This is a genomic window from Blautia luti (genome assembly GCF_013304735.1).
Classification (GTDB): domain Bacteria; phylum Bacillota; class Clostridia; order Lachnospirales; family Lachnospiraceae; genus Blautia_A.
The window spans coordinates 129,129-140,247 of sequence record NZ_JAAITI010000008.1; the positions used below are offsets into that span (position 1 = coordinate 129,129).

10 protein-coding genes are annotated in these 11,119 nt (G+C 45.7%); all 10 read left to right on the forward strand.

Annotated elements, in window-relative coordinates:
- The first annotated feature begins 4 nt into the window (after nucleotides 1-4).
- The 10 genes from G5B06_RS19235 (at nucleotide 5) to G5B06_RS06795 (ending at nucleotide 10,957) form a co-directional block, all read left to right on the forward strand.
- The gene (locus tag G5B06_RS19235; RefSeq protein ID WP_274602769.1) at nucleotides 5-1,954 is read left to right on the forward strand and encodes an ABC transporter ATP-binding protein; all 1,950 of its coding nucleotides are present in this window, start codon (nucleotides 5-7) and stop codon (nucleotides 1,952-1,954) included.
- 132 nt (nucleotides 1,955-2,086) lie between these two features.
- Nucleotides 2,087-3,031, forward strand: a complete 945-nt coding sequence (gene nikB / locus G5B06_RS06755) for a nickel ABC transporter permease (protein WP_118062337.1) — start codon at nucleotides 2,087-2,089, stop codon at nucleotides 3,029-3,031.
- Complete coding sequence (nikC, locus tag G5B06_RS06760; RefSeq protein ID WP_173722334.1) at nucleotides 3,028-3,897, forward strand: nickel transporter permease; 870 nt, start codon at nucleotides 3,028-3,030, stop codon at nucleotides 3,895-3,897. The genes nikB and nikC overlap by 4 nt, the downstream gene beginning before the upstream one ends.
- 46 nt (nucleotides 3,898-3,943) lie before the next feature.
- Nucleotides 3,944-5,500, forward strand: a complete 1,557-nt coding sequence (locus tag G5B06_RS06765; RefSeq protein ID WP_173722333.1) for an ABC transporter substrate-binding protein — start codon at nucleotides 3,944-3,946, stop codon at nucleotides 5,498-5,500.
- A 1-nt stretch (nucleotide 5,501) separates the two neighbouring features.
- Nucleotides 5,502-6,305, forward strand: coding sequence for an ABC transporter ATP-binding protein (locus G5B06_RS06770; protein ID WP_148446036.1), 804 nt, complete (start codon nucleotides 5,502-5,504; stop codon nucleotides 6,303-6,305).
- Nucleotides 6,305-7,069 (forward strand): ABC transporter ATP-binding protein, encoded by a 765-nt coding sequence (locus G5B06_RS06775; protein WP_114001506.1) that lies wholly within the window; start codon nucleotides 6,305-6,307, stop codon nucleotides 7,067-7,069. The genes G5B06_RS06770 and G5B06_RS06775 overlap by 1 nt, the downstream gene beginning before the upstream one ends.
- A 161-nt stretch (nucleotides 7,070-7,230) precedes the next feature.
- A complete protein-coding gene (locus G5B06_RS06780) occupies nucleotides 7,231-7,725 on the forward strand; it encodes a GNAT family N-acetyltransferase (RefSeq protein ID WP_173722330.1) in 495 nt (164 codons plus the stop codon).
- Between the two features lie 14 nt (nucleotides 7,726-7,739).
- Entirely contained in the window at nucleotides 7,740-9,017 is a 1,278-nt protein-coding gene (locus G5B06_RS06785; RefSeq protein ID WP_243278937.1) for an MBL fold metallo-hydrolase, read from the forward strand.
- Nucleotides 9,018-9,089: 72 nt separating this feature from the next.
- Nucleotides 9,090-10,529, forward strand: coding sequence for a hypothetical protein (locus tag G5B06_RS06790; protein WP_173762921.1), 1,440 nt, complete (start codon nucleotides 9,090-9,092; stop codon nucleotides 10,527-10,529).
- A gap of 104 nt (nucleotides 10,530-10,633) precedes the next feature.
- Nucleotides 10,634-10,957: a helix-turn-helix domain-containing protein gene (locus G5B06_RS06795; protein WP_148446028.1), complete on the forward strand. Its 324-nt coding sequence runs from the start codon at nucleotides 10,634-10,636 to the stop codon at nucleotides 10,955-10,957.
- The last annotated feature ends 162 nt before the right edge of the window (nucleotides 10,958-11,119 follow it).

The window sequence follows — 11,119 nt, forward strand, 5'->3', positions numbered from 1 at the left end:
CGTTTTGGAATTAAAAAACTATTCGGTAAGCTTTGACACACCGGACGGCGAGGTACAGGCCGTCCGGAATGTTGATCTCACGGTAAAAAAAGGAGAGATACTTTGTATCGTAGGTGAGTCCGGATGTGGAAAAACTGTTATGTGCCGTAGCGTGATGAAGCTTCTGCCACCGAATGCACATGTAAAAAGCGGAGAGATCAGTCTCTGCGGAGAGAATATCACAGCCTATAAAAGAAAAAAAATGGAAAAGCTGTGCGGAAGTAAGGTAAGCATGGTGTTCCAGGATCCTATGCTGACGCTGAATCCGACGATCCCTGTTGGCAAACAGATCACAGAGGCTATTATCAAAAATCAGAAAGTATCCAGGGATGAGGCGAAAAAAAGAGCTGTGGAAATGCTGAAGCTGGTAGGGATTCCGGATGCAGAACAGCGCTATGGCCTGCAGCCTCATTTTTTTTCCGGAGGAATGCGTCAGCGTTGTGTGCTGGCTATTGCACTGGCCTGTGATCCGGAAATATTATTTGCCGATGAGGCGACTACAGCACTGGATGCAACCGTGGAAGCAAAGATTTTGGATCTGCTTCTTGAACTGAGAGAAAAAACAGGGATCAGTATTGTGTTCATATCTCATGATCTGGGAGCTGTTGCAAGGATCGCAGACAGAGTTGCAGTTATGTATGCAGGAAAGATCATTGAGATCGGGACAGCAGAAGAGGTTTATTATGATCCCCGGCATCCTTATACCTGGGGACTTCTGTCTTCTCTGCCTGTATTTGCAGGTGAAAAAGGGGAGCTGAATCCGATCCCCGGAATGCCGCCCTCTCTTTTGAATCCTCCGCCGGGAGATGCGTTTGCCGTTCGAAATCCCCAGGCGCTGGCAATCGATTATGAACAGACTCCTCCGATGTTTAAAGTCAGTGATACGCATTATGCAGCCACATGGCTTCTGGATGAAAGAGCTCCGAAAATAGAAAAGCCCTCCATTTTGAAGGACAGATTACAGGAAAACAGCGGCCGTAAACAGAAACCGGATAAAAAGGAAGCGTCATTTTTACAGAAAACAGAACAGAAACAGGCGCCTGTACTGATCGAAGCCAGAAATCTGAAGCAGCATTTCCGTATCCGTTCCGATTATACGATCCATGCAGTGGATGATGTTTCCTTCAGTATCCGGGAAGGTGAGATCATGGCACTGGTGGGAGAGACCGGCTGCGGAAAATCCACGACAGCCAGAACGCTTGCAGGAATCTACCGGCCTACAGGCGGGGAGATCTTTTATCAGGGAGAAAGAGTGCCGGATAAAAAGGATCCTTTCGGAATGCGGAAGAAAATGCAGACGGAGATCCAGATGATCTTTCAGGATTCAGGCGCTGCACTGAATCCCCGAATGAGCATACGGCAGATCATGCTGGAGCCTGTAAAGATCAGCCGCAGGATCCGTGACAGAGAAATGCTGGAGAACAGGCTTCGGGAAATCCTGAAGGAGACAGGACTGGATGAAAGCATTCTTTCGAAAAAGCCGGGAGAGCTTTCCGGTGGACAGAGACAGAGAGTTGCCATAGGAAGAAGCCTTCTCATGGAACCACGTCTTATCATTGCAGATGAACCCATCGCATCGTTGGACATTTCTATCCAGGCACAGATCGTCATGCTTTTTAAAAAGCTTCAGCAGGAAAAAAGATTTTCGTTTCTTTTTATTGCCCATGATCTGTCCATGGTACGTTTTTTAAGTGATACAACCGGTGTGATGAAAAGCGGAAAGCTGGTAGAAATGGCACCTACAAAAGAGCTTTTTGAAAATCCGCAGCATCCTTATACACAGTCCCTGCTTTCTGCGATTCATATCCCGGATCCGCTGGAAGAGAGAAAACGGAGGCTGATCGAGTATGAAGAGCCACAGTCTCTTGGAGAGGGCTGGAAAGAATTATCCGCATGTCACTGTGTGAGAATATAAGAACATGATGGAATACATATGCATGACAAAATGGAATATGTAAAATCCCCCCGCCGGGGTTGTGGCAGAACAGCTGTGTTGTTAAACTTTTGTTATTCGAAATACTGAGAAACAAAGTGCGGAGAGGAAAATATGGGAAAATATATAATAAAACGGTTGCTGCAGCTGATCCCGGTCCTGATCGGGATCACATTTCTTTCTTTTGCCATGATGCGGCTTGCCGGCGGAGATGCAGTAACTTATATGTATGAAAATGCAGGCTCTGCAGTATCCCAGGAAGTCATTGACAAGGCAAAGGCAGAATATGGCCTTGATAAACCATTCCTTGTACAATATGCTGCCTGGTTTGCGGGAATGGTAACCGGAGATATGGGAGAGAGCTATGTGTCTCACAGAGATGTCTATGAAACCTTTATTTCAAAGCTTCCGGCAACGATGATGCTGACTCTGTCATCAATCCTTCTTACAATTGTTCTTGCGATCCCGTTGGGAATCCTGTCAGCAGTAAAGCACAACAAATGGGTAGATTATCTGATAAGATTTTTAAGCTTTATCGGCAATTCCATGCCGAATTTTTTTGCTGCCATGGTCCTGATGTATTTTCTGTCCATCAGGCTGGGCGTTTTACCGGTAGTCACAAATACAGATCTCGGACAGAGTATTATTCTGCCAACACTGACACTAGCAATCTCCATGGCTGCAAAATATACCAGACAGGTGCGTGCCACGGTTCTTGAAGAACTGAATAAGGATTATGTGACCGGAGCCCGGGCAAGAGGGATCCGCAGTCGTGTGATCATCTGGAAGAGTGTAATGAAGGCTTCCATGCTGACGATCATCACACTGCTGGCTCTGTCCATCGGCAATCTTCTGGGAGGAACTGCCATTGTGGAAAATATCTTTATGTGGGATGGTGTCGGAAAACTGGCGGTAGATGCGATCACCATGCGTGACTATCCGATCATCCAGGCTTATGTGGCCTGGATGGCGGTTATTTATGTTCTGGTAAATCTGGTGACAGATATTATTTACCACTATCTGGATCCGAGAGTACGACTTGGAGGTGACAGAGCATGAGTGGAAAAAATAATATCACAGTCCGGAAGCAGAAGATCCGGAAAAATCATACAAAAGCAAAGCTTGTCTTTTTTCTTGTGCTTACAGCATTGCTTCTGTTTGTAGCGGCATTTGCAAAATATCTCTGCCCTTATGATCCTTATGCCCAGGATCTGGCACTTGCCCAGAAACCGCCGGGACCGGAGCATCTGCTCGGGACAGACCGTTATGGAAGAGATATGCTTTCCCGTGTGATCATAGGAAGTACGACCAGTATTTATGCAACGCTGTTCTTGGTTGCGGTGATCACTGTGGCGGGAACGGCTATTGGTATTTTCTGTGGTTGGAAGGGCGGCAAAGCCGATACCGTTCTGATGCGTATCTCCGATCTGTTCCTGGCTTTTCCGGGACTGGTATTTGCCCTGGCAGTAGCAGGTGTTCTGGGAGGCGGTATCCAGAATGCGATCATTGCCCTGGCAGTGATCAGCTGGCCGAAGTTTGCGAGACTTGCCAGAGGGCTTACTCTGACTCAGAAGGACTCTGCATATCTTATGGCTGCGAAGCTTTCCGGAAGCAGTACAGGAAAGCTTCTGTTCAAACATATCCTTCCCAATATCGCAGGCCCCATCCTTGTTACCTCAGTTCTTGATATCGGAACCATGATGATGGAGCTGGCAGGACTTTCCTTTCTCGGGCTTGGGGTAAAGCCTCCAATGGCAGAATGGGGAAGTATGATCAACGATGGAAGAAGTATGCTGCAGATTTCACCATGGATGGTACTTGCGCCGGGAATGGCGATTTTTATTACAGTAATGATCTTTAATCTTCTGGGAGATACGATCCGGGATTATATGGATCCGAAGGAACGAAACAGGAGAAAAGGATAACAGGCACTTATAAATAAACATAATAGAGAAAGTGAGAGCGGAGATTATGAAGAAAAAGATTCTGGCAGCAGTGCTTGCAGCGGCAATGGTCATGAGCATGACAGGAGTTTCGGCAGCAGCAAAAAGCAAAGAAAAGAGTGAAGGAACTACCTTTGTTTACGGAACTACCGGATATAGTGAAGAAATGGGAGATGCAGGATTAAACCCTCACGACAATTATTCCGGATGGAGCTGTCTTCGTTATGGCGTAGGAGAAACACTGTTTAAGTACAATGACAACATGGAGGTAGAGCCATGGCTTGCTACAGACTATGAATTTACAGATGATAATACAGTAAAGATCACCCTTCGTGATGGTGTGAAATTTTCCAGCGGAAGAACCATGGACGGAGAAGCGGTAAAGGAATGCCTGGAGGATCTGATCGCAAACCATGACCGTGCACCTTACGATATGAAGATCGATAAGATCGAAGCAGATGGAATGACAGTAACGATCCATACTTCCGAACCATGTCCGGCACTGATCAATTATCTCGGTGATCCATATGGTGCTATCATTGATATGGATTATGGCGTACAGGGAGAGGGCGGCTCTGCAAATGTGGCAGGAACAGGCCCTTATGTTGCAACAGAGGTATCTCCAACAGAGATTAAGCTGGTAAAAAATGAGGATTACTGGGGCGGAGATGTAAAGGTAGACAACGTTATCGTAAAATCCTTCTCAGACGGAAGTGCTCTGACAGCGGCATTGCAGACAGGCGATATACAGGGAACCTATGGACTTCAGTATGATAACTATGCACTTTTTGACGGAAATCCGGACTATCAGATCAGCTCTGTAGCAACAAGCCGTTGTTTCTTCGGACAATTTAATATGGAATCCGAGCTGATGCAGGATCAGAATGTGAGAAAAGCCATTGAGATGGGAATCGATAAGGACGGCTTCTGCAGTGTGATCATGGAGGGACGAGGTGTTCCGGCAGTGGGAGCCTTCCCAAGCAGCTTTTCCTATGGAAACGATGCAGTAAAGGCACCGTCCTATGATCCGGAAGAGGCGAAAAAGCTTCTGGAAGAATCCGGATGGACAGATACGGATGGAGATGGCTATGCAGATAAGGACGGAAAGAAGCTGTCCATCACATGGCTGACCTATCCAACCCGTCTGGAACAGCCTAAGCTTGCAGAATATGCACAGTCCACTTTAAAGGACATCGGAATTGAGGTCAATGTTAACAATACAGCAGATCATGCGACGTATGCGAAGAACGGAGAATTTGATGTATATGTAAGCTCACTTACAACTGCACCTACCGGTGATCCGGAATATTTCTTCACAAGTACAGTTGTATCTGACGCTGCCAAAAATTATGGCAAATACAGCAATTCGGATGTTGATGATATCGTAGCGAAGCTGCATGAGACCTTTGATACAGATGAGAGAGGTAAGCTTGCTGTGGAAGCACAGCAGACCATTCTGGATGATGATGCGTATTTCTTTGTTTCTCATCTGAATATGGGACTTGTGTCAAAGTCAAATGTATCAGGGCTGACTGCTCATCCATGTGATTATTACGAGATCACGGCAGATCTGGAAGTGAAATAAGATGGAGTCATTGTTGAAGCTTGAGCATGTGACGATCTGCTACAACGGAGAGCCGGTTGTACGTGATGTGGATCTGGAACTAAATAAAGGGGAGATCCTGGGTGTGGTAGGTGAATCCGGAAGCGGAAAAAGTACCATTATCAAGGCAATCATGGGACTTCTGGGAAATGAAGGCATGGTGACAGAAGGGGATATCTGGTACAAAGGAAAAAATGTGGTGGATATGCCGGAAAAAGAATTACGCAGACTTCTGGGTCCTGAGATCGCCATGGTCTTTCAGGATTCAGGAGCAGCCCTTTGTCCCATCCGCACCGTAGGCGATCAGATCTATGAGAGTATGCGGGAGCATGAAAGGATCAGCCGTAAGGAATGTGCGGAGCGTGCCGTCCGGATGATGGCTAAGATTGGCCTCAAGGATGGGGAACGTGTTTTGCAAAGCTATCCCTTTGAATTGTCCGGCGGCATGAATCAGCGTGTGGGAATCTGTATTTCCATGCTGCAGAATCCGTCGCTTCTTCTGGCAGATGAGCCTACCAGTGCCCTGGATGTAACCATACAGAAACAGGTAGTTGAGGAAATGCTGCTGATGCGTGAGGAATACGGAACAGCCATGATCGTTGTCACACACAACATCGGTGTGGTGGAAAAAATGGCAGATAAGGTTCTGGTACTGAAAAACGGAAAGGTGAGGGAATACGGAAAAACAGCTCAGGTTCTGACAGCTCCGGAGGATCCCTATACAAAAGAGCTTATGAGTTCGGTACCTCGTCTGAAACGTACAGGCACCGGAAATGGAGGCAGATGATGGCAGAAAACAAAAACATTCTGGAAGTGCATCATTTGAAAAAAAGCTTCATCACCGGTAAAAAATCCTTCACGGCTGTAGAAGACGTAAGCTTTTCTCTGAAAACGGGGGAAGTATTAGGAATCGTAGGTGAATCCGGCTCAGGAAAAAGCACTGTGGCGAAGATGATCACACATCTGACAGAACCCACCGCCGGAGAAATTTTTCTCATGGAAAAGGATATCACACATGCAAGGGGAAAAAATCTCCGGGAAATCTACCGGGAAATGCAGATGATTTTTCAGACACCGGCAGAATCCTTTGACCCCAGATGCACTCTTGGGGACGGAATCGGGGAAAGTCTCCGGAATATGGGGATAAGTAAGAAGGAAACCAGGAACCGTGTGGAAAAACTTCTTCTTACCTGCGGACTGACTCCGGAATATGCAGATCGGTATCCCCATCAGGTCAGCGGAGGGGAGTGCCAGAGAGCGGCTATTGCCAGAGCCCTGGCTGTGGAACCCAGAGTGCTGATCTGTGATGAAGCAACCAGCGCCCTGGATGTGACTGTGCAGAAACAGATCATGGAGCTGCTTCAGAAGTTAAAAAAAGAAAACCAGCTATCCTTTCTTTTTATCTGCCATGACCTGGCCCTTGTCCAGCTGTTCTGCGACCGGGTGATCGTGATGCATGACGGACATGTGGAAGAGGAAGGGACACCGGAAGAGATCATTGAGCATCCGAAGACAGAGTATACGGAGCAGCTGATCCGGTCGGTGCTGTGATAATGACAGATAAAAACAAAAGAACGAAGTCCTCAGTAGTGCGAATACTGAGGGCTTTTTTGTATGTTACACGTTGACGCATTTTCCCTCACCCGATATAATTAAAAAAGAACCAAAACCGAATGAAAACGGAATAAATAATATAGAGGAGACCACAAAAAATGGCAGAAAATTTACAGATCAGACTGGCAGATCCAAAGGAGGCAGACCGTCTGGCAGAAATCGAGGCAATCTGTTTCCCACCTGCGGAAGCAGCAAGCCATGAGGACGTTGTGAACCGTATGGGAGCATTCCCGGAGAACTTTGTAGTAGCGGTAAAGAACGATCAGATCGTAGGATTTATCAACGGAGGAACCACAGATAAACCGGTACTTCCGGACGAATTTTATCATGATATCACTCTTCACAAAAAAGACGGAGAGATCCAGACCGTATTCGGACTGAACGTGATCCCAGAATACCGTCATCAGGGAATCGCCGGAGAACTTGTGGAATACTTCAAGAACCTTGCGAAAGAGCGTGGAAAAAAAGCCCTGATCCTTACCTGTAAGGAGCATATGATTCCATTCTATGAGAGCCACGGACTGAAGAAACTGGGCGTTGCAGATTCCTGCCACGGCGGAGCAACCTGGTATGATATGCAGATCTGGTTCTGAGAGAGGAAAAACAAATGAGAATACGAATGTACAATGTAGGATTCGGGGACTGTTTCTGCATTCGTGACAGAAAAAGCAGCCTGCTTGTGGATTTCGGGGCAGCCAACAGCAAGATCGAAGGACGGCCGCGCAGAGAAGTTTTTGACGTGATCATCTCAGACCTTACCACCATCCGCAAAAAAAATCTTCTTCTGACACATTTTCATCCGGATCATGTTTCCGGACTTCTTTATATGATGCGTTATCGGAGAGATGCCTACGAATTTGAAAAAATCTATCTTCCTGATGTGTTTTCCGGTCCGGAAATGAAATACACACTGGCACTTCTGCTCCTTGCGGATGTGACAAAAAAAGCCAGCCTTCCGGGAAGACGTGTGAGCCTTTTTGCCCTGGCAGAAGCCCTTTGCGCCAGAAAAGTAAAGATCGACCTGTTATCCAGAGGCTCTGAGTTTGAGGGAAAGTATACAGCACTCTGGCCGGATGTCAGTGAAGTCAGCCGGGAGACTGAGGAGGTATTTAATTCCCTGATCGAGAATCACGAAAACGCGATGACAGAGCTTGTGAACATTGCGGAGGAAGTGAGAGAGCTGTTTCTGTCCATGACAGAAGATAAAAAAGAAGCCGGACTTTCATCGGCAGACGAGGATGAGGAGAAAGTTACAGAACAGCAGGAGAACGGAGAATCTTCTGCGGAGCATACGCAGATAAAATTGGAGTTTGACAGCGAAGAGAAAGCTTTGGAAGATGTTGAAAAAGAAAAAATGCGCCGTCTCAGACCGGAAAAGCTGGAAAAGAAATTCCGTGAATTACAGGCGACAGAAGAATTTCAGGCACTTCTGGAAAGTGCGGAAAAACAGGGGCATTCCCTGCGGCAGTTCCGTCATAAGATCAGCCTGGCATTCCAGAATACCAGCGATGGTGAACTGAACCTTCTGTTTACCGGTGACGTACAGCCACAGTATATGAAGATGATTGTAGAGAACTACGATGGAAAGATTCCGCTTCATGAGCATTACTGGTGTATCAAGGTACCTCATCATGGAACAGAATCCCATTTCTTTGACTTCAGCGGTTTTTCCCCGGAGAACATGATGATCCCCAACGGAGCGTACTATGATAACAGCAAAAAGAAATCCAAAAATCAGCGGACGTCCATGCAGTATGGCGGATTATTCTATATCAGTGATGCCCACATGTATTGTTCTAACTGTGACTGTTGTGACAGTTATGAAAATGGCTGTTCCTGCAGAGAGTATGATGTAATTTCGCCATCCTATTATAAGGATATCTGATTAAGGGTCAGAGAGAAAATTTTTAATCTTCCTGATGAAGACAGAATGTATGAAAAAGAAAGAAGAGATTGTATGGATACAACAAATGAAAAACAAAGAGCAAAGAATCTGACCAGCCTGAATATTATTGCACTTCTTATTGCAATTCTTCCATTTCAGCTTACCTGGATTACTTATGCAGCAGGAATTTATTTTCCGTTTTCCTGGCTTTTGCAGCTTCTGGAGGCATTTGCAACAGGAATGGTTATTGTTTATGCATATCACAGAGAGTGGATGTATGTAATTATTTACGGCGTTTCCAGTACAGTTGGAAGAATTTTGCTCTGTCTGGTGCAGCTGAGTATGGGATATTATTTTTCTGGATGGAATATTATAGAGCTGGTTGCGGGAGCTGCAGTTGCCGGCGCCCTGTTTCTGGAGGAAGAGTATCTTCAGGAAAATTCCTCCAAAATTTTTATTATGACAGGATCTTCCATAGTTCTTTCATTGCTAACACAGTGGATTTCCATATTCAGAATACTGTTTTTTTACAGATATTCCATAGGAATTACAAGCTTTTCCCCTTCTCTGGATATGTTGATAATACTGGGTGTTGTTCTGATGTTTCTTGAGGAGAGTGACACGTTTTACAGCATTTTCTGGGGAAAGACAGAACAGCCGGGCTGGATGAGACAGCGCCAGATAAGGACGTACAGAAACAGTGGTTCAGTTGCTGTACAGGGCACTGGAAACGGTTTGGCTGTGATTGGCGGAAATCTGTTTCTGGCATTTGCGATTTTGTATTCGCTGCTTCTGGTATATGATATTTTTTCCGGATTTTCCATATTCAAGATATTTTTCAGCATTTTCAGTATTCTGACCTGCGCCGGAATCTGGATGGCGTACAGTTCCGTAAAAACCAACAGCCCCAGTTCCGCCGGATTTACAATGGTGTTTGTCATTATGATAATAAAAATTGTAGGAATTACACTTCTTGGCTTGGCGGTTACAGTGGGAGGTGCAATTGCGTGGGCGGCTTATGATACGGGAATTGCGATCGGCTGGGCCATTGGCTGTTTAGTGGTGGTTCTGATTACACTGGCTTATTATGGAACACTGGGAAAAACGGTAGAAGATCTGTCGAAAGCAGCTAAAGGGGGAAGAAACGGTATTTCAACTTATATCTATTCCATGGTTGGACTGGGATTCCTTGCTTTCCGGAAACTGCTGACCCTTATCTGGTCTCTGGCGCTTGCGGCAACGGCCCGTGGAATTACCAATGGTATGTATGGATATGGAAATGATTTCTCATCTTACATAGAACAGCTGTTTGAAGAGGCTGGCCTGGGGTACAGCTATGGTTACCGGGCTTCCTCATCCCTGACGCAGTCAATGATCCGGCCGCTAGCAGACTGGATTCAGAAAACTCTTGGATTATCCACAAATCCGCTTATTCTCATTGCAGCAGTTGCAATGCCAATACTTGAAATTATTATTCTGGTACAGATCCGCGCAGCGGAAAATCGTAGATGACAGATAATAAACAGATCTCTCTGGGGGAATAATAAATCTCTTAAAGATGATTTCCAACCTTCAATTATCCACGTATCCTTTTCAAAAAAGGAGTTGGAATACAAATGAAGGACGGATTATTAGGAGATACGATCCGACAGGCGAGAATGGACAATAAGATGACACAGGAGCAGCTGGCAGAAGCGATCAATATCAGTCCCACGCATATGAAACACATCGAAAGTGAACACAGGAAACCTTCCGTAGACGTACTGTTTTCCCTTGCGGATGTACTGAGTTTTTCCATGGATGCCATGCTTATGGAAACGCAGTCTACCGATCATGCAAAACGTGTAAATGAAATCAACCTGCTGATGAACAAATGCACAGATGAAGAGCTGGATATTTTTCTGGCAGCTTTGCGTGAACTGATGAAGCAGAAGAGATGAAATGGATAATTTTCCACAGGCAGCTTGACTTCCACAAAAAAATCATATATAATCCACTCATTAACGCAGACAAAGGAGTCTATAAATTCCTTTGCCTGCGTTTTTTATTGTGTGACAGTAAAAATAAACCCCCTGCTATGCAGGGGGAGGGAAGATCTTTAG